Raw genomic sequence first — 23,665 nt, 5'->3', positions numbered from 1 at the left:
GTCGCAGCGACGCCGACGATTTGGCCCCGCGCCCGGCACGCCTTCCAATCTTCCCGTATTCCGTACCGCGATGAACCAGCCGCTATTGCCCATCACCGTGCTCTCCGGTTTTCTGGGCGCCGGCAAGACCACGCTCCTGAACCACATCCTCGCGAATCGCGCCGGTTTGCGCGTCGCCGTGATCGTCGACGATCTCGCCGACGTCAACATCGACCCGACACTCGTGCGTAATGCGGCCGAGCTGTCGGGCGTCGACCAGCAGATCGTTGAACTGAAGAACGGCTGCATCTGCTGCACGGTGGGCGACGATCTGCAAAGCGAAATCCGTCGCCTCGCCGGCGAGGAGCGCTTCGACGCGCTCGTGATCGAATCGAGTGGCATCGCCGAGCCTATGTCGATTGCCGAAAACATCACATTCGACGGCGACGAAGGGCCCTCGCTTGGCGAAGTCGCGCGGCTCGATACGATGGTCACGATCGTCGATGCGTTCAACTTTCTGCGCGATTACGCGTCTGCCGACGCGCTCTCCGAACGCGGCGTGACGGTCGACGAAGACGACGACCGCACGATCGTCGAATTGCTGATCGAGCAGATCGAGTTTTGCGACGTGCTCGTCGTGAACAAGATCGATCTCGTCAGCGCGGAAGAGCTCGCGCGTTTGCAGCGCATCCTCGCGCGCCTGAACCCGCGCGCGGTACAACTCGCGAGCCGCTTCGCCGACGTGCCCCTCGGCGACGTGCTAAACACCGGACGCTTCGATTTCGACGAAGCGTCGAATGCGCCGGGTTGGCTCGCGGCGCTCGAGCACAGAGATGAGAATGAGCACGGCGGTCAAGACGGCCACCTGCATCACAGCGAAGCCGACGAATATGGCGTCGGCTATTTCGTCTATCGCGCACGCCGGCCGTTTCATCCGCAGCGGCTGTGGGAGCTGCTGCATCAGGAGTGGAAGGGCGTACTGCGTAGCAAGGGATTCTTCTGGCTCGCGACGCGTAACGATATCGGCGGTTCACTATCGCAGGCCGGTGGTGCTTGCCGGCACGGTCCCGCGGGCATGTGGTGGGCAGCGCAGGATCGCAGCGAATGGCCGGACGGCGACGACGAGCTGGCCGCCGAAATCGCCGCCGACTGGTACGGCGCGCCGGACGATATGGCCATCGGCGATCGCCGTCAGGAGTTCGTGCTGATCGGTGTCGATATCGACCCCGCCACCTGGCGCGCGAAGTTCGACGCCTGTCTGCTCAGCGACGACGAATACGCGCTCGGGGCACAAACCTGGCAGCAGTTCCCCGATCCGTTCCCGGCGTGGGACTTCGACGACCACGATCATGACGACGATCATGATCACGACCATCATCATCATCACGGGCACCGCGACGACTGCGAGCATTGCGGACATGACCACGGCAAGAACGCGCATCGTCATGACTGAACGAAGCACGCGCCGCGTTTGAACCACACGCATGGACGAAAAAAAACCCGCCACTGGCGGGTTTTTCTCGCGGGTGTCAACTGCCCGGCAGTAGTCTGCTTAGCGCTTGTTGACTGCGTCCTTGAACGCCTTGCCTGCCGTGAACTTGACGGTCTTGGCAGCCGGGATCTTGATAGTTTCGCCGGTCTTCGGATTACGCCCCGTACGCGCTGCGCGCTTGCCCGAACCAAAGCTACCGAAGCCGATCAACTGGACCGCCTCACCCTTCGACACAGACTTCTTGATCACTTCAAGCAACGTGTCCAGCGTTTCACCGGTTTGAGCCTTGCTGGCGCCCGTCTGTCCTGCGACAGCGTCGATCAGTTCCTGTTTGTTCATTAAGGTTCCTTTCTGAGTTTAGGTTGATACGAACAGCGCGACCGCGCCGATTATACGTGCGCGCACCGCGCTGTCGAGCAGCTGCGGCCCCGATCCTGAAGATCTCCCGCGCCGGACAGAACACTGTTCGGCGGCCGTGCTGCCGCTCCCTTCGCGGCGCTTGCTATGATAGCGCAGCGCAAACCCAATCAGGATAAGGGTTTCGAGGAATTGCACGGTTTTCAGGCCGTTCTTGCAAGGAAATCGAAATTCTGCCCCTCAGCACCCCCTAAACGAGGGCTGAAACCCAGTCCTGGCGGGGGTTAGCGTTGGTTTTTGCCAACGCAGCAAAGCGTCTAAAAAGCGTCCTGATGCGTCTTTTGGGGCGACTCGCGCGCGGCGCGCGCCGACTCCGACCATCGAACCCGCTCTTTCGAGCGATCTTTTGAGCGTGTTTTCCTGCCGCGCATGACCGATCCGCTGATTCCCGCCGTCCTCGCTTTCCGCGACAACGGCAGCCCCTTTTCACCGCACTACGACGACATCTATCACAGCGCGGTCGGCGCGCTCGAGCAGGCTCAATATGTCTTTCTGCGCGGCAACGAATTGCCCGAAAGATGGCAGAGCCGTCGAACGTTCACCGTGCTCGAAACCGGCTTTGGCATCGGCATCAATTTTCTCGTCACGTGGGCCGCGTGGCGCGCCGATCCCGCGCGCTGCGAGCGGCTGCATTTCGTGTCGACCGAGAAGCATCCGTTTAGCGCCGCCGATCTGCGCCGCGTCCACGCATCGACGATCTCCGACCCGCTGATCGCCGAACTCGCGGACACGCTCGCGAACGCATGGCCGATGCTCGTGCCCGGTACGCACCGGCTCGAATTCGAAGGCGGCCGCGTGGTGCTGACATTGATCTTCGCCGATGCGCTCGACAGCCTGCCCGCATTACGGCTGCGTGCCGATGCGTTCTATCTCGATGGTTTCGCGCCCGCGAAAAATCCCGAGCTGTGGAGTCCGGCGGTGTTCAAGGCGCTCGCGCGTGTCGCCGGCGATGACGCGACTTTCTCCACCTATAGCAGCGCGGGCGACGTCAAACGCGCGTTGACGCAATGCGGCTTCGAGTATCGCAAGGTCGACGGCTTCGGCTGGAAACGCGCGATGCTGGTCGGACGCTTCGCGCCGCGCTGGCGCGTGCGTCGTTATGAGCCGCCTGCGCCGTTCGGCCACGACGAACGACACGCGGTCGTGATCGGAGCGGGCCTGGCCGGCTGCGCAGTGATAGAGCGACTTGCGGCACGCGGCTGGCGCGTGACTTCGCTCGAGCGGCATGGGTCGGTTGCACAGGATGCGTCGGGTAATCCGGCCGGTGTCTTCCACCCAATGATTTCGCGCGACGACAGCGTCGCGTCGCGCGTCACGCGGGCGGGTTTTCTGTACGCGCTCAATCGTTGGGCCGCGCTCGAAAGCGCAGGACATCGGCTCGCGCGCGGCGATCGCGGCCTGCTGCAGATCGCCGCGGACGACGACGAGGCACGCGCGATCGGCGAGGCCATCGCCACGTTTCGCTATCCGTCCGACTACGTGACGCCGGTCGCCGCGGCCGATGCAGCACGACTCGCCGGCATGCCGCTTGCGCGTGGCGGCTGGTTCTTTCCGCGCGGCGGCTGGATCGACCCGGCCTCTCTCTGCGCGGCGCAATTCGCATCGGCAGGCGGCTTGCTCGAACGACGCTTCGGCGTCGACGTCGCGCGGCTCGAACGGTGCGGCGATCGGTGGACCGTCTTCGATATCGCGGGAAAGGTGGTCGCGCGAGCGCCGGTCGTGATCGTCGCGGGTGCGCATGAAGCTGCGCGCATCGCTGGCTTGCGTCATGCGCCGACCCGCAGCATTCGCGGTCAATTGAGCTTGCTGCCGGCAGGGACCGTCGCGCCGCTCGCGCTGCCGGTGATCGGTGAGGGCTATGCGGTGCCGCTCGTGAACGGTGTCACGCTGACAGGCGCGACCTATGAGCTCGACGACCCCGACACGTCGCTGCGCGCGGACGGTCATCGCGAGAATCTCGAGCGTGTTGCGCAGATGCTGCCGTCGTTCGCAGACGCACTCGATGACGCGTCGTTGACCTCGCTCTGCGGACGCGTTGCGTTTCGCTGCGTGACCTCGGACCGCATGCCAATGATCGGCCAGCTCGCCGACGAAGCCGCTGCCGCACGAGATGCCGTCCGCCTGCGCGGCGCATGGCCGCTCGATCTGCCGCGCGTCGACGGTCTGTACGGCGCATTCGCTTATGGTTCTCGCGGGCTGGTGTGGGCCGCGCTCGGCGCTGAACTGATCGCGTCACAGATCGAAGGCGAGCCGTGGCCGCTCGAACGCGATCTCGCCGAAGACATCGACCCCGCCCGCTTTCTGCTGCGTTCGTTGCGGCAGGGGACGATCGGATAACCGGCTTCGACCATTGCGGAGTTAACGCCCGTTCGTTAACCCCGCCCCTCTGTAAACCACGTTAACCGGCACCCGCGCTTATCCACCGCAACCTGTGGATAACCGCGCAGTTAACCGGCGCAAGTCGTGTGGAGCCGTTGTGGACGTAAACGGGGTAACTCGGACAGCAGGGAAAAGTGCGAAAAGTTGCTCGCGTATACCGGCCGCCGCCGCACATGCTGTACATCCGGTTATGCGGCCGACAACTCGATGATTTATTTCGGTAAACATAGGTTATCCACAGAAACCGAGCCAGCTTGTTAACTGTTACTACGTATACATACGGTAAACCAGTAAACAGCAAAGACGAGGGCTAGCGCCTCGCCTATCGGGCTGGATGAATTTCGTTCGGGCTCACGTAAACGGACGACTGGCGATGCGCCCCGTTAACCCCCCAGAGCGCCAAAACTGCGGACGAAAACGCACATCAAAATCACACACGCAGCGGTAACACCAGGGAGCGGAATCGCCGTTTGCGACGTTGTCGAAATTGACGCGATGCCTCGAAAAAAGGTCGCTTTTTCCGTTCAGTATGAAAATAACGTACTTTTTTACCGTTTTGCCTGCGAGTTAACGTCTTTTCGGTTGACGCGGAAAAAGCTATGGCACAATCCCGATTCTTTTCCGCGTCGTGCCACCGCATCGGACGGCACGCGCAGCAATGGAACGGTGCCGGTCAAACAGAATCTGATTCAAGGTCGACGGCGTTCCTTCACCGTGCCTGTTGCTACTGCCGCATCCCGTGAATGTGCCCGACTCCGTGCGGTTTTTTGCGGCCGCGGCGCATTCCGATCATCCGATCATTGAAACCTCGCAACGCTGACCTCGCGAAGCGCTTGCGACAACGAGCGCTCTCGGTTCGCTCGTGCCACGGCGTGCGTGCGCGCCGGTTCGTGTCGTCTGCCGTTGCTGCCAAGGAGAACCCATTACGATGAATTCGGCGTTTTCGTTTCTGCCAGCGTGGCCGCTTTCACCCGACGCCATTTTCTGGGCAGGTCTTGCATTGCTTGTCGCTGGTCTATGCGGCGAGCTTTGCTTTCGTGCGTGGCGTTTACCGCGCATTTCCGGCTATGCGGTGATCGGCCTGATAGCCGGCGGGGCCGGCTTTGGCGTGATCGATGCCGATTCCGCGAACGCCGCGCGGCCGCTGCTCGACGTCGCGCTCGGCCTGTTGCTGTTCGAACTGGGCAGCCGGCTCGATCTGCGCTGGATTCGCCGTAATCCGTGGCTGATTCTGTCGAGCGTCGCCGAAGCCACGCTGACTTTCGTGCTGGTGCTGCCGGTGCTCCTATTCCTGCACGTGCCGCTGATGGTCGCGACCGTACTCGCCGCGATCGCGATGGCGACATCGCCGGCGATGGTGATTCAGCTCAAAACCGAACTGCGCGCCGAAGGCCAGGTCACGCAGCGTCTTCTGACCTTGACCGCGCTGAACAGCATGTACGCGGTCGTGATCGAAAAGCTCGTATCGAGCTGGCTGCATCAGGAGGTTTACGGCAACGTGTTCGCGACGATCCTGCAGCCGTTGTACCTGCTGGTCGGCTCGCTCGTGCTCGCGTATCTGCTCGCGCGCACCTGCACGTTCTTCTATCGGCGCCTCAACATGCACGACGAGCATTCGTTCGTTGCGCTGTTCGGTCTCGTGCTGCTTGCGATCGCGGTCGCGCATCTGTTCAAGCTGTCGACGATTCTCGCGCTGCTCGCCGCAGGCATCATCGTCAAGAATCACGAAGCGCGTCCGCAGTTGTGGCCGGAGCATTTCGGCACCGCGGGATGGCTGCTGACGGTGATCCTGTTCGTGCTGACGCTGACGTCGTTCGAATGGAAGCACATCGCGTTGGGCGGAGTTGCGGCGCTGGGTCTGATCGTTGCTCGCCTCGTCGCGAAGCTGGTCGGCGTGTTGGCGTTCGCGAAGCCGAGCGGTCTGAATCTGAAGCAGGGGATCGCGCTCGGACTGTCGCTGTCACCGATGTCGGCGCTCGCGTATCTGCTCGTCGACGACACGTACGACCTGTATCCGAGCTTCGATCCGCAACTGCGCGCGATCGTCATGTGTTCGATTTTCGTGCTGCAGATTCTCGGGCCGTGGCTCGTCTATCGCAGCCTCGCGCTGGTCGCGGAGCGGCGCGAGAAGTAAGCGTGAAACGCGCGTGGGCTGCCATGCGCGTTCACGAACCTGTTTTTTAATTCCTTTGCCTCAAACGACCTGACTCAGGGGACGCCATGTCACTCGAACCCTTCATCGATTCGAAACCGTTCACGTTCGGTATCGAACTCGAAATGCAGATCGTCAATACTCACGACTATGATCTGACCAAAGCCGGCACGGATCTGCTGCGCCTCATCAAGGACGAAAAAATTCCCGGCAACATCACGCCGGAAATCACCGAAAGCATGATCGAGCTGTCGACCGGCATCTGCACGTCGCACGAACAGGCGGTTGCCGATCTGCGCAAGATTCGTGACACGCTGGTGTCCGCGGCCGACCATCTGAACGTCGGTCTGTGCGGCGGCGGAACGCATGCCTTCCAGCAATGGAGCGAGCGGCAGATCGTGGATACGCCGCGTTTTCAGTACATTTCCGAACTGTACGGCTATCTCGCGAAGCAGTTCACGGTGTTCGGCCAACACGTGCACATCGGTTGCCCGAATCCGAACAGCGCGCTCTATCTGCTGCATTCGATGTCGCGCTTCATCCCGCATTTCATTGCGCTGTCCGCGTCGTCGCCTTTCGTACAGGGTGTCGATACCGGATTTCATTCGGCACGGTTGAATTCCGTGTTCGCGTTTCCGCTGTCAGGCCGCGCGCCATTCGTGCTGACGTGGGACAGCTTCGAGGAGTATTTCTCGAAGATGGTCCACACGGGCGTGGTCAACAGCATGAAGGATTTCTACTGGGATATCCGTCCGAAGCCGGGGTTCGGCACCATCGAGGTTCGTGTGATGGATACGCCGTTTTCGGTGGATCGTGCCGCGGCGATCGCCTGCTACATCCAGACGCTTGCGCGTCATTTGTTGCTCGACAAGCCGATCACGCCGCAGGAAGACGACTATCTGGTCTACACGTTCAACCGCTTCGAAGCCTGCCGTTTCGGACTCGGCGGAACCTGCATCAATCCGCAAACCGGTGAACGAAAGACGATTTCCGAAGATATCCTCGAAACGCTCGAACAGATCGGACCGCATGCGCAAGCGCTCGGCTCGGTCAATGCGCTGGCCGAAGTTGGCGCGATAGCGCGTGGACAGGTCAACGACGCGACGTGGTTGCGCAGCGTATTTGCCCAAGAAAAGTCCTTGCACGAAGCGGTCCGCCAGCAGTGTCTGCAGTGGCGCGCCTAGTCGCGAAGACCTCATGAAACCGTCATGAAACCGTTTGCGTGCGCCTGGTCCGCGACGTTCCAACGAAAACCCGCCGCGTGCGGGTTTTTTTTCGTAAGAAAATTTTTATGATTTTTCACGCGTCCAACCCTTCAGGTTTTTCGAAAGTTTACGTATACCAGCGTAGTAGCAGTGAGCAGGTGCTGCCAATGGCTGTGGACAACTGAATAAATTCCTGCAAAGTCAATGCTCTGGGGAATTGATAACCGGCTCCTAAAAGACGCTCTGACCATGCCGGGCAGGCGCCATCGAGGAAACGTTCATCCGCTGCAAATGTTTGTGGGAAAACGGTACACAGGCTGTTCAAGCGTTTTCCCCTGCTTATCCACAGCTCGCGTTGGATAAGTTAGCTGTACGATTTGCAGGTCTCGCATAGAATGTCGTTTTTTCGCCGCCTTGGAGTTTCAAGGCGGTGTATTTTTGAGATAGTACAAACGGCTTCATCAGCGGTTGGACGAAGCTACCCACACACGCGACGGGCGTACCCGGGCAGGCAACCGCCGGCATCGCACCAGAGCGGTAAATAAACGAATCGAAGATTATGAGCGAAGGCGTATACGGAGAACAGGCGAACGGGCGAGTGACCCACAGCCTCTTGCGATTGAGCACGGCGATGCGAAGCCAGGCTTGGGAATGGGCGGAAGGCGCGGGCCTTACGCCGACCCAGGGTGAGATCCTCGTGCTGTTGATGCAACGCAAGGGGCCGATGCGTCTCGGCGAGATCGCGCGCGAAACGGCGCTGACCGCCGCGACCACCAGCGATGCGGTCAGCACGCTCGAGACCAAGGGTCTCGTCGAAAAGCGTCGCGCACTCGACGACGGTCGCGCGCTCGCGGTACGCCTGACCTCGCGTGGCCGCACCGCTGCCAAACGCGCCGCGCAATGGCCGGACTTCCTGTCCAAGGCGGTCGGCACGCTGCGCGAGGACGAACAGTCGGTGTTCTATCGCACGCTGCTCAAGACCATCTATCAGCTCGAAGCGCAAAACACGATTCCCTCGCATCGCATGTGCCTGAGCTGCACGCATTTCCAGGCGAGCAAGAATCCGAAGAAGACGCCGCATCACTGCGCGCTGCTCGACCTGAACATGTTGGATACCGATGTGCGTCTCGACTGCTCCGTGCACGAAACGGCGGACGTCGCCACCCAGAAGAAAACCTGGAAGATCTTCGCCCAATAATCTGCGTCTTCCGGGGCAATCCGCTAACATGGCCTGGCCGGCTACGGCGGGCGGTGTACACCGCCTGCTTGCCGGCTGGTGCCGTGCAAGGGTAGAGCCGTTGGCGGCAAGTCGTTAGTCAACCTGAAGATAGGGCAGGCCGATGAATCGGGAAGTACTCGCCATCCGCCATGTGCACTTCGAGGATCTGGGCAGTCTCGAGCTCGTGCTCGGCGAGCGCGGGCGGCCGGTCCGCTATCTCGATGTGGGCGTCGCCCGTATCGAGGCGCCCAATCCTGCTGGCGCGTCGCTGATGGTCGTGCTGGGCGGCCCCATCAGTGCCACCGACGACGCGCTCTACCCGACGCTCGCGCCGCTGCTGTCGTTGATCGAAAAACGCATCGCGGCCGGTTTGCCGACACTCGGTATCTGCCTCGGCGCACAACTGATCGCCCGGGCGCTGGGTGCACGCGTCTACCCTGCGGCTCAGGCTGAACTAGGCTGGGCGCCGCTTACGCTGACCGATGCGGGCCGCGCTTCGCCACTGCGTCATCTCGATGGCGCTCACACGTCGATGCTGCATTGGCACGGCGATACCTTCGATCTGCCCGCCAACGCGACCCGTCTCGCATCGACTCCCACTTGCGAGAATCAGGCCTTCGCGTGGGGCGATCACGTGCTGGGCTTGCAGTGTCATCCCGAGATCCGCACCGACCGGTTCGAACCTTGGCTGATTGGCAATGCGAATGAACTTTCGGGCCACGGCATCGACGCCCGGAAGTTGCGCGCCGACACCGTACGATACGGTCCCGCGCTCGAGGCAGCCGGGTGCCGCATGTTCGGCGAATGGCTCGATCAGGTCGAGACGAAAGTCCTAATGGCTGACCGAAGGGAGACGTAAATGGCCAGCCAGGTGCCACGTTCATGCAGTAAACCGCGTGCGGTGCTATGCTCGATCGCTCCCAGGCTTTCACTGGACCTAATCCATGAGCGCGCTTTTTTCTCCGCTCACGCTGCGTAGCGTGACGCTTCCCAACCGTATCGTCGTCTCCCCGATGTGCCAGTACTCCGCCGAACGTGGCGAAGCGACCGCATGGCACATGATTCACCTCGGCGGTCTCGCGCTGTCCGGCGCAGGCATGCTGTGCATCGAAGCGACCGCCGTCGAGCCGGACGGCCGGATCACTCCCGGCGATCTCGGTTTGTGGGACGACGCGACCGAAGAGGCGCTCGTGCCAGTGCTGGCGGCGATCCGCAAGCATTCGCACATCAACGTGACGATGCAACTGGCACACGCGGGCCGCAAGGCGTCGAGTCATGTGCCGTGGGAAGGCGGCCAGCTGATCCCCGTGTCGCAAGGGGGGTGGCTGCCGCATGCGCCGTCGGCGCTGCCGCACAAGCCGGGTGAGGAGCCGCCGCTTGCGCTCGATGTCGCCGGCCTGCACCGGATTCGCGAGGCGTTCGCCGCGTCCGCGCGCCGCGCCGCGCGTCTTGGCATCGATGCGCTCGAAGTGCATGCCGCGCATGGCTATCTGCTGCATCAGTTCCTGTCGCCGATTGCGAATCAGCGCACGGACGACTACGGTGGCTCGCTGGACAACCGCATGCGTTTCCCGCTCGAAATCTTCGACATCGTCCGGGCCGCATTCCCTGCCGACAAACCGGTCGGCGTGCGCGTGTCGGCGACCGACTGGGTCGAAGGCGGCTGGACGCTCGAAGACACGATCGCGTTCGCACACGAGCTGGAAAGGCGTGGCTGCGACTGGATCGACGTGTCGTCGGGCGGTGTGTCGCCGCTGCAGAAAATTCCGCTGGAGCCGGGCTATCAGATTCCATTCGCGAAGGCGGTCAAGCACGCGACCGGTCTGGCGACGATCGGCGTCGGGCTCATCACCGATCCGCTGCACGCCGAGCAGTTGATCGAAGCGGGCGATGCCGACCTGATCGCGCTGGCGCGCGCGCTGCTCTATAACCCGCGCTGGCCGTGGCATGCGGCCGCCAACCTCGGCGCGACCGTCGAAGCGCCGCCGCAGTACTGGCGTTCGCAACCGCGCGACCAGAAAGCGCTGTTCGGCGACATTACGTTCGGTCAACGGTGACGCTCGTCGCACGTTGAACACACGCATCGGCTGACGGTTGAAGGAAGCCGTCGACAACGTGTAGGATGCCGGTTGTGGCGCGATGCGCGTCGCAAGTCGACGCGGCGCTCGCAGGGCGCCGCGTTTGCTATTCGCGTCAGAAAAGGCCGCGCGCGAGACGCGCCTGACGATTGCCAGACTTGATCCCCCAGTTCTTCACAAGGATTCATTCAATGAATTCACGCAGGATCGCCGTGCGCCGTTCGGGTGTGCACGGCAAAGGCGTGTTTGCTCTCGAACCGATCGCGGCGGGCGAACGACTGATCGAATACAAGGGCGAGCGGATTACCTGGAAAGAAGCGTTGCGCCGTCATCCGCATAATCCGGCTGAACCGAATCACACGTTTTATTTCGCGCTGGATAACGGCAAGGTCATCGACGGCAAGGTGAACGGCAATAGCGCGCGCTGGATCAATCACTCATGCGCGCCGAACTGCGAGGCCGAGGAAATCGACGGGCACGTGTACGTGCATGCGCTGCGCGATATCGCGGAGGGCGAGGAAGTCTTTTACGACTACGGCCTCGTGATCGACGCGCGGCAGACCAAGAAGCTGAAAAAGGAATACGAATGCCGCTGCGGCGCACGCAAGTGCCGCGGCACGATGCTGGCGCCGCCGCAAAAGGGCAAGGGCGGCGGCAAGTCGGCAAAAGGCGCCGACAAGTCGGAAAAGTCGAGCAAATCGGCGAAGAAATCGAAGAAGAAATGAGCCGCGCGCCGGTGCGCGGCGTTAGCTGTCTGTGCTCCTCGAAGCGCTGACGGGCACGCCGCCGCGGCAGTCCGGCAAACCTTCTACAAATCGACCGGCGCCGAGTGCGCCGGTTTTTTCGTGGCGCGCTGTGGGTTGGCATCGCTGGCGGTGGCAGCCCCTGCCGACGCACCGGGCGCCAGCAACGGAATCCTCACGATAAAGCGTGCGCCACCCTCCGGCGCGTCCTCGTAATGCACGCTGCCATGATGCAGCACCATGATGTCGTGGACGATCGCGAGGCCCAGACCCGCGCCGCTGTCGACGCCCGCCTCGGCCTGGCCGTCGCCGCGGAAGAACCGCTTGAACAGATCCGCCTGCTGCGAACGCGGCACGCCCGGCCCGTTGTCTTCGACGACGATCTCGGCCATGCGCAGATCATCGATCAGGGTCTGCGAAACCGTGACCGTGATACGCCCGCCGTCGGTCCGCGAAGGCGGCACATACTTCAGCGCGTTATCGAGCAGATTCGCGATCACTTCGTGCAGCAGTACCGGGTTGCCGCGCGCCATCAGAGGGTCGTCGTTCGACGGATCGTCGAGGCGCTGGAAGCCGAGGTCCACGTGTACCGCTAGCGCGCGCGGCACCCATTCGGCGCCGGTGTCGAATGCGAGCGCGGCCATGTCGACATTGACGAAGCGGGCCGCCTGTTCGCCCGGCTCGGCGCGCGCGAGCGACAGCAATTGATTCGACAACCGCACGGCGCGATCGGCCGCAGCGCGCAGTTCGTGCACGGCGGCGAGCGTTTGCTGTGGATCGCGGGCGACCACCGCCTGCTCCGCATGCAGCTTCACCGCGGTGAGCGGCGTGCGCAGCTGATGCGCGGCATCGGCGATGAATTTACGTTGCGCATCGAGGGCGGCCTTCAGCCGATCGAGCAGTGCGTTCAACGCGCCCGTCAGCGGGCGGATTTCGACCGGCACATAGGTTTCGTCGACCGGCTCGAGCGACGTGTGCGTTTGCCGGTTCAGCGAATCGGCGAGCGTGGTGAGCGGATTTAGCTGCTGATTGACGACGCGCCACACGATCACCCAGCCGGCTAGCAGAAGCAGCAACAACGGCATCATGATCGCGATCAGGAACTCCGCGGCGATACGAAAGCGGTGGTGCACGGGCTGGCCGACTTCGACGACGATCGGATTGCCGGTCGGCTGATCGACGCGCACCTGAGCGACCCGCACGGTCACGCCTTCGTGCTGCGTCTCGAACACGTACGCGAAATGCATGCGGCGCACGTTGGTGCCTTGCAGCGGCAAATTGTGGTCGCCGGCGATTTCGCTGTCGCCGGTGCTGATGCGGTAGACCAGATGTTCGACCGGGTCGGAGAACATTGCTTGCGCGAGCGGCGGCACCGTGATCGGCGCTTCCGGTCCGGCAATCTGGATCTGTTTGGAGATCGCGGTCGCGAGGTCCGCGAGCGAACGGTCGACTACGTGCTGCGTGTACTGCCACGCGAGCCAGTAGGCGATCAGACCGCTCATCAGCGCGAGCAGCGACAGGGGAGCAGCGAGGCGCCGCAGCAGCGTGCGGCGCAGACTATTGGCGGCCGGCTGGTGCATGATCGTAGGCGCGGGAAAGTTGTGACCGAGGTGGAAACTGCGATAGCGACGGCGCTAAACGCCTTAAGACAGTCCGGGGGCCCGGCACCGGGCGCAGCGGGAACAGCCGATGCGCGGCGCCGGTCCGGCGCCGTCAGGCCGCGACGCGATGCGCGGCCTTCACGACGATTATGCGGCCTGGCGAATTTCCTGCAACAGATAGCCAAAGCCACGCACGGTGACGATTTCGACACGGCAGTTCTCGAGCTTCTTGCGCACACGGTGCACGTAGACTTCGATCGCGGTATCGCCGAGATCGCCGCCGAAGTGCGTCAGGTGATCTTGCAGTTGCGCCTTGCTGACGACGCGGCCGTGACGCAGCAGCAGCATTTCGAGCACCGCGAATTCGCGCGGCGACAGTTCGAGCGGTTTGTCGTCGTTGAAGATGCGGCGGTCGACGCCCGACAGGCGCACGCCACCCAGTGACACTTCCGGACGCGGCATGTCGCCGTGCGGACCGCTGCGGCGCATCACCGCGCGAATGCGCGCTTCGAGCTCGGCCGGTTCGAACGGTTTCAGCATGTAGTCGTCCGCGCCCGAGTTCAGGCCTTGCACGCGGTCGTTCAGTTCGTCGCGCGCGGTCAGGATGATCACCGGGGTGTGACGGTTGCTCTGGCGGAAACGCGACAGCAGCGTCATGCCGTCGATGCCCGGCAGACCCAGGTCGAGGATCACGAGTTCGTGGCGGTTTTGCGTGAGGGCCTGTTCGGCAAAGATGCCGTCATGGACCATGTCGACGGTGAAGCCGGCTTGTTCGAGACTGCTTTGGATGCCGCGTGCGATGGGGCGGTCATCTTCGATCAGAAGGAGTCGCATGGATTTCGCTCAAGTACAATGGGTTTAGGCGTTTGGGCAAGCGGTTCGCCGGGGCGCCTGCAACACAGCCAGCGTGCGAAGCGGCGGCAGAGGCCCCACGAAGCAGCTGTCGAGCCGATTCGAAGCGCCGTGCCAGTCATCACGAAGTCATGTCCGAGATCAGCATTCACGAACTGGAAGCCGCGATCAACTTCTGGCGCGCCCGCTCACCTTCGAGCGGCGACGAACACGTTCTGTGCAAGGAGGCAAGCGCGCTCTCCAAGCCGTATGCGCTGCTGATTGTACAGCGTCAGCAGTCGCTATCACTCGATCGTTTTGACCCGATTGCAAGGCAGGCCTGGGAAGCTTACGTTCAACTTAAGAATAGCCTGTAGAACTGAAGGTTTGCCCAGGGTATTGCCTGCATTGTCCTTTCATTGTGGACCGATTACGCGGCAAGTTGTTATGAACGCGCATCAGCGTCCGTAATTATTTGTATTACGTAGTAACACTGTCGATGAATGTGGCAAGCGCGATGTCGCGTTCAGTCACGCCGTTCGCTTCGTGGGTGGACAGCGTGATGTCGACCTTGTTGTACACGTTGAACCACTCCGGATGATGATCCATCTCCTGCGCCTTGATCGCCACGCGCGTCATGAAACCGAACGCCTCGTTGAAGTCGGCGAATTCGAAGGTGCGGCGAATCGCGTCACGCTCCGCCACGCTTTCCCAGCGATGCAGTTTCGCCAGTTGCTGGGTGCGCTCGTCGGAAGTCAGTTTCTGAATCATGGTGTTACCTCGCTGGTAGAACACGCTCGCCGGCAGGCCGGCGAATCCGTTATTTTTTCACGGTTGCGCAACGCTCGCCGGACGCTGGGCCGGATGGGCTTGCGGCGGCTTGACGTTCAAACGTCGCCGCTGGTGTGCCAACCCTCGCGGGTTCCACGCGTGATCACGCGGTCGCCGTCGAGCACGTCGCCCGCTGCGTAGGCCGGTGCATTGGCGAGCTGCGTCAGCAGCGGCGCGAAGTCGGTTTGTGCGACGCGGAACAGTTGCGCGAAGTCATCGATGACGAAGTAGGTTTGCTGGAACGTATCGATGCGGTAACGCGTGCGCATCACCCGTTCCAGCGCGAAGCCGAGCCGGTTCGGCGCCGCGCTTTGCTGGCTGTATACCGTTTCGGCCTTGCTCGAGACGATGCCGGCCCCGTAGATCTTCACGCCGTTAGGACTCGCGGCATCGCGGATCAGCCCGAACTCCACTGTGTACCAATAGAGCCGCGCGAGCAGCGGCAGCGCGCCCGCTTCATTGGCAGCGAGCGCGGCGCGGCCGTACGCGTGCATGTAGTCGGCAAACACCGGGTTGATCAATAGCGGCACATGGCCGAACAGATCGTGAAAGCAGTCGGGCTCCTGGAGGTAGTCGACCTGATCGGGGCGGCGCATCCACCACGTGACCGGAAAGCGGCGATTCGCCAGATGCTCGAAAAACACCTGATCCGGCACGAGCCCAGGCACCGCGGCGATGCGCCAGCCCGTGGCGGGCGTGAGCTTCGCGTTGACGTCGTCGAAGCACGGCACGCGCTCGGACGGCAGGCCGATACGCTCGACGCCCGCGAGGAATTCATCGCAGGCACGGCCTTCGAGCAAGCCCGTTTGGCGCGCGTACAGCTGTTGCCAGACCGCATGGTCAACCGTGCCGTAGCGTTCGAGCGGCTGGTCGATCGTAAAGTCGGCGCGGGTCTCGAGACCGGCGTCGAACTGCTCTTTGAGTTTGGCGGTGCTGGCGGTGGGCATGGCGAAGCTGCCTTGACAGGGGGAAATCGCAGGAAATCGGCCTATGCGAGTGTAGAGCGGAGTTCATGCGCAGTGGGCGCAATATGTGCTCTAGATCGCACACGTATGCGACAATCGTGCGTAAGTTGGCCAATTAATGCGGGATATCACCATGCTTGAACTCGACCACTTCGATCTCGCGCTGCTCGACGTGCTGCAGCGCTTCGGCCGCGCCACGCATCAACAGCTGGCAGAGCAGGTGCCGCTGTCTCCCTCGCAGATCGGGCGACGGCTGCAGCGGCTGGAACAGGTCGGGGTGGTGGATGGCTATCGCGTCGTGCTGCGGCCCGAAAAGCTCGGCCTCGGCGTCACCGCTTTCACGAGCCTGAAGCTGAAGCATCACGGCGATTCGATCATCGAGCAGTTTCAGCAGCAGATCGACGTGCTGCCCGAAGTGCTTGAATGTCACGCGGTCGTCGGCGATGCCGACTATCTGTTGCGCATCGTCGCGCCGGATCTGAACTACCTGTCGACCTTTGTGATGAAGAAGCTGATGCGCGTGCCCGGTGTCGATAGCGTGCGCTCGAATATCGTGCTGACCACGTTCAAGCGCAATGGGCCGTTGCCGCTCGGGCATCTGGCGCCGGGGGCGGCGCCGGTTTGAGGGTTTGAGGCCGTCGCCGGCGGTGACGACCGGCAGGTATAGCGAGCCGCGCGTGTGGCGCCGCGGCCGCCAGGGACGCGATCTTTATGCCGCCTGCTTCGGCTCGTCGTCGGCATTCAGCAGATCCACATAGGCGACCGGCACCAGATCCGCTTCGGATACGCCGAGGCTCTTGAACAGCGCTTCCGCTTCGGCGTGGCCGCCTTCTTCGTCGTCGTCCTGCGCGAGCACCACTTCGAGTTCGACGAAATCGCCGAGACCATCGACGCGATCCAGATGAATCCGCGTGCGCCCGCTCAGATACACGTGCCGCTCTTTCGAGACGATGCCGCGCGTGGTCAGCGCGGTCGCGAGCAGCGCATGCATCGCTTCGGGATTCGTGACCGGACTGCGCGTGTAGTACGACGCTTTCGGGCCGTCGCGGTCGTCGCGCTGGTAGAAGATCAGTTCGGCCGGCGTGCCGTCGTCGAACTGGCGCAGCTTCAGGCGGCCGCGCGGCACGTCGTAGAAAAAGTCCTGCTGGCGAAAGATCAGCGGCGCGTCCGTCGCGAGCTGCGCGGCGCGCTCGCGCAGTTGGTCGAAATGCCGGGCGCGGGCTTTGATTTCGATGTTGCGTGCCATGTCGGGCTCCTGTGGATGGACGGAGTGATCGGCGGCTTCCGGGGTTGCTGGATTGCCGGCGCGAAGCCGCCGGGAAGGACGAAGTCAGGCGGAACGGAAAGCGATACGAGGGCGCTGCGCGAGCGCAAACCGACAATCTAGCAAAAACTTCGTGACGGAGTGGTTTCAGCTCGGCGGGCAGCAGGGAGAAGGGCGGGCATTAGCGAGACTCATATCGCAACGCGTCAGACCGTCCTCGCTCAAATCGCCCACTGCTGTTCGATCAGCTTCAAGGCCGCCGCGATCGCCGGCTCGTCCTTGCGCTCGTCGAGCGTGATGAAGCTCAGCTGCGTCGGCACCGTGATGCCATCGACGATCGTCAGCGCGTGTGCATGCGCCTCGGCGATCGCGGTTGCGTCGCGCGCAAGCGTGAGACCGACTCCCGACTTGACCAGATCGAGCATCGACGGCTCCTGGTCCACCTCGGCCACCTTGACCGGCTTCACTCCCGCTTCGCCGAAACAGCGCGACAGCAGCCGGTTGTGCGCGGACGCCGGCGGCGTCCAGATCCACGGTAGCGCCGCGAGCGAGCGCCAGTCCCGCGCACCCTTCACGCGATCTTTCCAGCCCGCCGGCGCGAGCACGCGATACTGGAAATGCGTGAGCGTGACCGCGTGAAACGTGGCGCCGTCGCGGGTGTCGTCGTCGTCGGGCAGGCCGATGTAATAGCCGACGTCGAGTTCGCCCGCGCGAATCTGCTCGCGCACCCAGCCCGACATGCCGTGGCGCAGCGCCGTTTCGATCTGTGGCCTGGTCTCGACGAGCTGCTTCAGGAAACCGCCGAGGCGCAAAAACTCGGGGTCGAGAATGGTGCCGATCCGCAGACGTCCGCGCACTTCCTGGCGGAGCGTCTGCGCCGCGCGTTCTACGTCGGCTGCCGCGCCGAGCGCGCGTTCGGCGTGCGGCAGCAGCGCCTGGCCGTCGCGCGTCAGCGCGAGTCCGTGCGATGTCCGCGTGAACAGCGTCACGCCGAGCGTCTCCTGCAAGTGCTTGATTTGCAGGCTGACGGCGGGTTGTGTCAGATGCAGTTGCACCGCAGCACGCGTGAGGTTGCCCTCGCGTGCGACGGTGACGAAAGCCCTGAGAAGAGTCAGATCCATATCCTGATATTAGCGCGGCTTATAGCGCAGTTGAGCATTACTCATTGGATTTGTCGCTCGTAGACGCCGTACGCTGAGCGTTGAGCATGCTTCGGCGCGCGACATCGAGCGCGAAGTTAAAGATTTCACAGCAAAGAGGAACGAGATGAGCGAGACATATTCCGACGCAACCGCGCAGGACGCCGCCGCACGCAGCGCGGCGAGCGCACGCGCGCTGAGCCATTTCATCAACGGCAAGACCCTCGATGGCACGAGCGGGCGCTTCGGCGACGTCTTCAATCCGGCGCTCGGCAGCGTCAGCGCGCGCGTGCCGCTCGCGAGCGTCGCCGAGGTCGACGCCGCGGTCGCCGCCGCCAAAGCCGCGTTTCCCGCCTGGAGCGAAACGGCACCGATCAAACGCGCGCGGGTGCTGTTCAAGTTCAAGGAACTGCTCGACCGTCACCACGACGAACTCGCGGAGCTGATCACCCGGGAGCACGGCAAGGTGTTCTCCGACGCCAAGGGCGAGGTGATGCGCGGCATCGAGATCGTCGAATTCGCGTGCGGCATCCCGAACCTGCTGAAGACTGATTTCACCGATCAGATCGGCGGCGGCATCGACAACTGGAATCTGCGGCAGCCGCTCGGCGTGGTCGCGGGCATCACGCCGTTCAATTTCCCGATGATGGTGCCGTGCTGGATGTTCCCGGTCGCGCTCGCGTGCGGCAACACCTTCGTGCTGAAGCCGTCCGAACGCGATCCATCCGCGTCGATCCGGCTCGCCGAACTGCTGAAGGAAGCGGGCCTGCCTGACGGTGTGTTCAACGTCGTGCACGGCGACAAGGTCGCGGTCGATGCGCTGCTCGTGCATCCGGAAGTGAGTGCGCTGTCGTTCGTCGGCTCCACGCCGATCGCCGAATACATCTACACGGAAGGCACGAAGCACGGCAAGCGCGTGCAGGCATTGGGCGGCGCCAAGAATCACCTCGTCGTGATGCCCGACGCCGATCTCGACCAGGCCGTCGACGCACTGATCGGCGCCGCCTACGGTTCGGCGGGCGAGCGCTGCATGGCGATTTCGGTGGCGGTCGCGGTGGGGCATATCGCCGACGAACTGATCGAGCGTCTGACGCCGCGCGTGAAGAGCCTGAAGATCCTCAACGGCATGGAAGCGGCGGCCGAGATGGGACCGCTCGTCACCGGCGCGCATCGCGACAAGGTGGTCGGCTATATCGACGCTGGCGTCGCCGCAGGCGCGAAGCTCGTCGTCGATGGACGCGGTCATCCGGTCGTGGGGCATGAGAAGGGGTTTTTCCTCGGCGGCACGCTGTTCGACGATGTGTCGCCCGACATGAAGATCTACCGCGAGGAAATTTTCGGGCCGGTGCTGTGCGTCGTGCGCGTGCCCGATTTCGCCTCGGCAGTGGAGCTGATCAACGCGAATCAGTTTGCGAACGGCGTATCGCTGTTCACGTCCGACGGCGGCATTGCGCGCGCGTTTTCCCGGCAGATCGAGATCGGCATGGTCGGCATCAACGTGCCGATTCCGGTGCCGATGGCCTGGCATTCGTTCGGCGGCTGGAAGAAGTCGCTGTTCGGCGATCATCATGCGTACGGCGAGGAAGGCGTGCGGTTCTACACGCGCTACAAGAGCATCATGCAGCGCTGGCCAGACAGCATCGCGAAGGGCGCGGAATTCACGATGCCGGTCGCCAAATAAGCTGGCGGCTTTGCGCCGCATCAAGTCGGCGAACGCGCGAGCAAAAGAGTAAAAGCGAATAAGAGCGCGTCGCGGCGTCAGCGTGGAAGTGATCGAGCTTCCACGCCTGCGCCGCAAAATGCTTAGGAGGCTGAACGATGGGTCATACCGACAGTACGCCTCGCGCCGCACGTCGGCTCGAAGGCGAGTTCGACTACGTCATCGTCGGCGCGGGTACCGCCGGCTGCGTGCTGGCGAACCGGCTCACCGAAGATCCCGAGATCCGCGTGCTGCTGCTGGAAGCTGGCGGGAAAGATGACTATCACTGGATTCATGTGCCGGTCGGCTACCTGTACTGCATCGGCAATCCCCGTACGGACTGGCTGTACAAGACTCAGGCCGAGCCGGGTCTGAACGGCCGCACGCTGTCGTATCCACGCGGGCGTGTGCTCGGCGGCAGTTCGTCGATCAACGGCATGATCTATATGCGCGGTCAGCGTGAAGACTACGACGAGTGGGCGCGCGTGACCAACGACAGCACGTGGTCGTGGAACGCGGTGTTGCCGGTCTTCAGGCGCAGCGAAGATCACCACGGTGGCGCCAACGAGGCGCACGGCGCGGGCGGACCGTGGCGCGTCGAGAAGCAGCGCCTCAAATGGAAGATTCTCGAAGAGTTCGCGCAGGCCGCGCAGCAAACCGGCATTCCCGCCACCGACGATTTCAATCGCGGCGACAATACCGGCGTCGGCTACTTCGACGTCAACCAGAAGCGCGGCATCCGCTGGAATGCGTCGAAGGCGTTTTTGCGGCCCGCGTTGAAGCGTGGGAACCTCACGGTTATTACGGGTGCCCATACGCAGCGTGTCGTGTTCGACGGCCGCCGCTGTACCGGGGTCGAATATCGTGGCGGCGACGTCGACTATTTCGCCAAAGCGCGTTGCGAAGTGATCCTTTCGGCCGGTGCGGTCAACTCACCCCAACTGCTCGAATTGTCCGGCGTCGGCAACGGTGCGCGGCTGCAGAATCTCGGCATCGAGGTCGTTCAGGATCTGCGCGGCGTCGGCGAAAATCTGCAGGACCATCTGCAACTGCGCATGGCATATCAGGTGCAAGGCGTGCGCACGTTGAATACGATGTCCGCGCACTGGTGGGGCAAGCTGATGATAGGCATGCAGTACGCGTTGTTTCAGAGCGGACCGATGTCGATGTCGCCGTCGCAACTCGGCGCGTTCGCGAAGTCCGATGCCGACGATCGCTCGTTGTCGCGGCCCGATCTCGAGTATCACGTGCAGCCTTTGTCGCTCGATCGCTTCGGCGAGCCGTTGCATCGCTTCAATGCGTTCACGGCTTCGGTGTGTCATCTGCGCCCCACGTCGCGCGGCAGCATTCATATTGCGTCGGCCGATACTGCCGCACCACCGTTGATCGCGCCGAATTATCTGTCGACCGAGTACGACCGCCACGTCGCCGCGAACGCGCTACGTCTGACGCGCCGCATTGTCGCCGCGCCCGCGCTGGCGCGCTATCAGCCGCGCGAGATTCTGCCGGGCCTGCAGTATCAAAGTGAAGAAGAATTGCAGCAGGCCGCGGGCGCGGTCGGCACGACGATCTTCCATCCGGTCGGCACCTGCCGCATGGGCACCACCGACGATCCTGCCGCGGTCGTCGACAACCGGCTACGGGTTATCGGAGTCGAGGGCTTGCGTGTCGTCGATGCGTCGGTGATGCCCAACATCACATCGGGCAACACCAATTCGCCCACGCTGATGATCGCCGAGCGCGCGAGCGACATGATCCGCGAGGATCGTCGTGCGCGCGTGAGCGGCAGCATGGCCGCGCAAATCAGTGTCGCCGCGTCGATGTCGTCTGTGTGACATGCAACGTTCGATCGAAACTGAGCGGATCGGTCATGTTTTCCGCCGCGTCCATGACGCGTGCTAACCGCATGCCACGTACGCACGGCGCGGGCCTCGTTCACTAAGTGCAAATCCCAATGAATGCGCTGCATCATTGGGGCGACAATGGCAGCCATGCTGCGTGCCGCGCCATGGATCACCGTCCGAATTGGTGCAGCACGCCAACGAGTGGCAAGGGGTGCCGCCAACATAACAAGTCGCGCAGAACTTCGCGCGGAAAGATCGTAGTGCTTCGCCTTACTCCGTATGGAAGGGAACATGATTCTCGGCGATACGATTCTCGAAACGCGCGGCCTCACTCGCGAGTTCAAAGGCTTTGTCGCCGTGAACGGCGTGAACCTGCGCGTGCGCCGTGGCTCGATCCATGCGCTGATCGGGCCCAATGGAGCGGGCAAGACCACCTGCTTCAATCTGCTCACCAAATTTCTCGAACCCACCGCGGGGCAGATCGTTTTCAACGGTGTCGATATCACCGGCGAACGTCCGGCGCAGATCGCGCGGCGCGGCATCATCCGTTCGTTCCAGATCTCCGCTGTATTTCCACATCTGACGGCATTGCAGAACGTGCGCATCGGATTGCAGCGCTCGCTCGGCACCGCATTTCACTTCTGGAAGAGCGAGCGTACATTGCGAAGCCTGAACGATCGCGCGATGGATCTGCTGACACAGGTCGGCCTGACCGATTTCGCCGATGTGTTGACGGTCGAACTCGCCTACGGCCGCAAGCGTGCACTCGAAATCGCGACCACGCTAGCGATGGAGCCGGAACTGATGCTGCTCGACGAGCCGACGCAAGGCATGGGTCATGAGGACGTCGACCGCGTGACCGCGCTGATCAAGAAAGTATCGGCGGGCCGCACGATCCTGATGGTCGAGCACAACATGAATGTGATCGCCGGTATCTCCGACACGATCACCGTGCTGCAACGGGGCGAAGTGCTCGCCGAGGGCAGCTACGCGGAAGTGTCGAAGAATCCGCTCGTGATGCAAGCCTACATGGGCAGCGCCGACGCGGCGCTCGCCGGAGCCCACGCATGAATACGACGGTCGAGCGCGAAGGCCTCGAAGCGAACGAAACGAAAAGCGGCGCACCCGCGCTTGAAATTGCGGGACTGCAAGCCTGGTACGGGGAATCCCATATTCTGCACGGCGTCGATCTGTCGGTCGGTCGGGGCGAGGTCGTGACGTTGCTCGGGCGCAATGGCGCGGGCCGCACCACGACACTGCGCGCGATCATGGGCCTCACGGGCCGCCGTACCGGCTCCATCCGGATCGACGGACGCGAAACGATCGGCCTACCCACGCATCGCATCGCGCATTGCGGCATCGGCTATTGCCCGGAAGAGCGCGGCATTTTTTCGAGCCTGTCGTGCGAGGAAAATCTGCTGCTGCCACCGCCCGTCGGCGACAGGGCGCACATGATGTCGCTCGAGGAAATCTACGCGATGTTCCCGAATCTGCACGAGCGGCGCATGAGTCAGGGCACGCGGCTCTCGGGCGGCGAACAGCAGATGCTCGCGGTCGCGCGGATTCTGCGCACCGGTGCGAATCTGCTGCTGCTCGACGAAATTTCGGAAGGACTCGCGCCAGTGATCGTGCAGGCGCTCGCGCGGATGATCATCACGTTGAAGGCGCGCGGCTACACGATCGTGATGGTCGAGCAGAACTTCCGCTTCGCGGCGCCGCTCGCGGATCGTTTCTATGTGATGGAGCACGGCATGATCGTCGAGCATTTCGGGGCTAGCGAGCTCGAAGGCAAGATGCCGGTGCTGCACGATTTACTGGGCGTATAGA

21 protein-coding genes are annotated in these 23,665 nt (G+C 62.8%); 14 read left to right on the top strand and 7 right to left on the bottom strand.

Annotation, left to right across the window (positions count from 1 at the left end):
* Nucleotides 1–70: 70 nt before the first annotated feature.
* Nucleotides 71–1,432, top strand: a complete 1,362-nt coding sequence (locus BC1002_RS15745; RefSeq protein WP_013090990.1) for a GTP-binding protein — start codon at nt 71–73, stop codon at nt 1,430–1,432.
* Nucleotides 1,433–1,531: 99 nt separating this feature from the next.
* Here BC1002_RS15745 and BC1002_RS15740 read toward each other — a convergent pair whose 3' ends face one another.
* Nucleotides 1,532–1,810 (bottom strand): HU family DNA-binding protein, encoded by a 279-nt coding sequence (locus tag BC1002_RS15740; RefSeq protein ID WP_013090989.1) that lies wholly within the window; start codon nt 1,808–1,810, stop codon nt 1,532–1,534.
* 447 nt (nt 1,811–2,257) lie between these two features.
* Between BC1002_RS15740 and mnmC the strand changes: the two genes are divergently transcribed.
* The 7 genes from mnmC to BC1002_RS15705 all read left to right on the top strand — a co-directional run bounded on the left by mnmC (nt 2,258) and on the right by BC1002_RS15705 (nt 11,646).
* Nucleotides 2,258–4,225, top strand: coding sequence for a bifunctional tRNA (5-methylaminomethyl-2-thiouridine)(34)-methyltransferase MnmC2/FAD-dependent 5-carboxymethylaminomethyl-2-thiouridine(34) oxidoreductase MnmC1 (gene mnmC / locus BC1002_RS15735; RefSeq protein ID WP_013090988.1), 1,968 nt, complete (start codon nt 2,258–2,260; stop codon nt 4,223–4,225).
* A 970-nt stretch (nt 4,226–5,195) separates the two neighbouring features.
* Nucleotides 5,196–6,401 carry a cation:proton antiporter gene (locus BC1002_RS15730; RefSeq protein WP_013090987.1) on the top strand — a complete coding sequence of 402 codons (1,206 nt, stop codon included), beginning with the start codon at nt 5,196–5,198 and terminating at the stop codon, nt 6,399–6,401.
* A gap of 86 nt (nt 6,402–6,487) precedes the next feature.
* Nucleotides 6,488–7,603, top strand: coding sequence for a YbdK family carboxylate-amine ligase (locus tag BC1002_RS15725; RefSeq protein ID WP_013090986.1), 1,116 nt, complete (start codon nt 6,488–6,490; stop codon nt 7,601–7,603).
* Between the two features lie 580 nt (nt 7,604–8,183).
* Entirely contained in the window at nt 8,184–8,822 is a 639-nt protein-coding gene (locus tag BC1002_RS15720; RefSeq protein ID WP_013090985.1) for a MarR family winged helix-turn-helix transcriptional regulator, read from the top strand.
* A 142-nt stretch (nt 8,823–8,964) separates the two neighbouring features.
* Nucleotides 8,965–9,702, top strand: a complete 738-nt coding sequence (locus BC1002_RS15715; RefSeq protein WP_013090984.1) for a glutamine amidotransferase — start codon at nt 8,965–8,967, stop codon at nt 9,700–9,702.
* 85 nt (nt 9,703–9,787) lie between these two features.
* Nucleotides 9,788–10,900, top strand: coding sequence for an NADH:flavin oxidoreductase/NADH oxidase (locus tag BC1002_RS15710; RefSeq protein WP_013090983.1), 1,113 nt, complete (start codon nt 9,788–9,790; stop codon nt 10,898–10,900).
* Between the two features lie 212 nt (nt 10,901–11,112).
* On the top strand, nt 11,113–11,646 hold the full coding sequence (locus tag BC1002_RS15705; protein ID WP_013090982.1) for an SET domain-containing protein: 534 nt from the start codon (nt 11,113–11,115) through the stop codon (nt 11,644–11,646).
* An 83-nt stretch (nt 11,647–11,729) separates the two neighbouring features.
* On the opposite strand, the gene BC1002_RS15700 is transcribed toward BC1002_RS15705, so the two are convergent.
* A complete protein-coding gene (locus BC1002_RS15700) occupies nt 11,730–13,244 on the bottom strand; it encodes a sensor histidine kinase (protein ID WP_013090981.1) in 1,515 nt (504 codons plus the stop codon).
* Between the two features lie 168 nt (nt 13,245–13,412).
* Nucleotides 13,413–14,099: a response regulator gene (locus tag BC1002_RS15695; protein WP_013090980.1), complete on the bottom strand. Its 687-nt coding sequence runs from the start codon at nt 14,097–14,099 to the stop codon at nt 13,413–13,415.
* A 149-nt stretch (nt 14,100–14,248) separates the two neighbouring features.
* Between BC1002_RS15695 and BC1002_RS15690 the strand changes: the two genes are divergently transcribed.
* Nucleotides 14,249–14,473: a DUF3717 domain-containing protein gene (locus BC1002_RS15690; protein ID WP_013090979.1), complete on the top strand. Its 225-nt coding sequence runs from the start codon at nt 14,249–14,251 to the stop codon at nt 14,471–14,473.
* A 103-nt stretch (nt 14,474–14,576) separates the two neighbouring features.
* Here BC1002_RS15690 and BC1002_RS15685 read toward each other — a convergent pair whose 3' ends face one another.
* Together BC1002_RS15685 and phhA are read right to left on the bottom strand one after the other, a co-directional pair.
* Complete coding sequence (locus tag BC1002_RS15685) at nt 14,577–14,891, bottom strand: 4a-hydroxytetrahydrobiopterin dehydratase (RefSeq protein WP_375791802.1); 315 nt, start codon at nt 14,889–14,891, stop codon at nt 14,577–14,579.
* 92 nt (nt 14,892–14,983) lie between these two features.
* Nucleotides 14,984–15,874 carry a phenylalanine 4-monooxygenase gene (gene phhA, locus BC1002_RS15680; protein ID WP_013090977.1) on the bottom strand — a complete coding sequence of 297 codons (891 nt, stop codon included), beginning with the start codon at nt 15,872–15,874 and terminating at the stop codon, nt 14,984–14,986.
* A gap of 151 nt (nt 15,875–16,025) precedes the next feature.
* Between phhA and BC1002_RS15675 the strand changes: the two genes are divergently transcribed.
* Nucleotides 16,026–16,517, top strand: a complete 492-nt coding sequence (locus tag BC1002_RS15675; protein ID WP_013090976.1) for an Lrp/AsnC family transcriptional regulator — start codon at nt 16,026–16,028, stop codon at nt 16,515–16,517.
* Between the two features lie 84 nt (nt 16,518–16,601).
* On the opposite strand, the gene BC1002_RS15670 is transcribed toward BC1002_RS15675, so the two are convergent.
* Nucleotides 16,602–17,138: a class IV adenylate cyclase gene (locus tag BC1002_RS15670; RefSeq protein ID WP_013090975.1), complete on the bottom strand. Its 537-nt coding sequence runs from the start codon at nt 17,136–17,138 to the stop codon at nt 16,602–16,604.
* A 239-nt stretch (nt 17,139–17,377) separates the two neighbouring features.
* Complete coding sequence (locus BC1002_RS15665) at nt 17,378–18,277, bottom strand: LysR family transcriptional regulator (protein WP_013090974.1); 900 nt, start codon at nt 18,275–18,277, stop codon at nt 17,378–17,380.
* A gap of 145 nt (nt 18,278–18,422) precedes the next feature.
* On the opposite strand from BC1002_RS15665, the gene BC1002_RS15660 reads away from it, so the two are divergent.
* From BC1002_RS15660 to BC1002_RS15645, 4 genes are all read left to right on the top strand, one after another.
* The gene (locus BC1002_RS15660) at nt 18,423–19,976 is read left to right on the top strand and encodes a CoA-acylating methylmalonate-semialdehyde dehydrogenase (RefSeq protein WP_013090973.1); all 1,554 of its coding nucleotides are present in this window, start codon (nt 18,423–18,425) and stop codon (nt 19,974–19,976) included.
* Nucleotides 19,977–20,113: 137 nt separating this feature from the next.
* Nucleotides 20,114–21,829, top strand: coding sequence for a GMC family oxidoreductase (locus BC1002_RS15655; RefSeq protein WP_013090972.1), 1,716 nt, complete (start codon nt 20,114–20,116; stop codon nt 21,827–21,829).
* A 300-nt stretch (nt 21,830–22,129) separates the two neighbouring features.
* The gene (locus tag BC1002_RS15650) at nt 22,130–22,909 is read left to right on the top strand and encodes an ABC transporter ATP-binding protein (protein ID WP_013090971.1); all 780 of its coding nucleotides are present in this window, start codon (nt 22,130–22,132) and stop codon (nt 22,907–22,909) included.
* On the top strand, nt 22,906–23,664 hold the full coding sequence (locus BC1002_RS15645; RefSeq protein ID WP_013090970.1) for an ABC transporter ATP-binding protein: 759 nt from the start codon (nt 22,906–22,908) through the stop codon (nt 23,662–23,664). Before BC1002_RS15650 ends, BC1002_RS15645 begins: the two co-directional genes overlap by 4 nt.
* Nucleotide 23,665 lies beyond the last annotated feature (1 nt).

The sequence above is a fragment of the Paraburkholderia atlantica genome, from assembly GCF_000092885.1.
GTDB classification, from domain to species: Bacteria; Pseudomonadota; Gammaproteobacteria; order Burkholderiales; family Burkholderiaceae; genus Paraburkholderia; species Paraburkholderia atlantica.
This window is presented reverse-complemented; position numbering and strand designations above follow the sequence as displayed.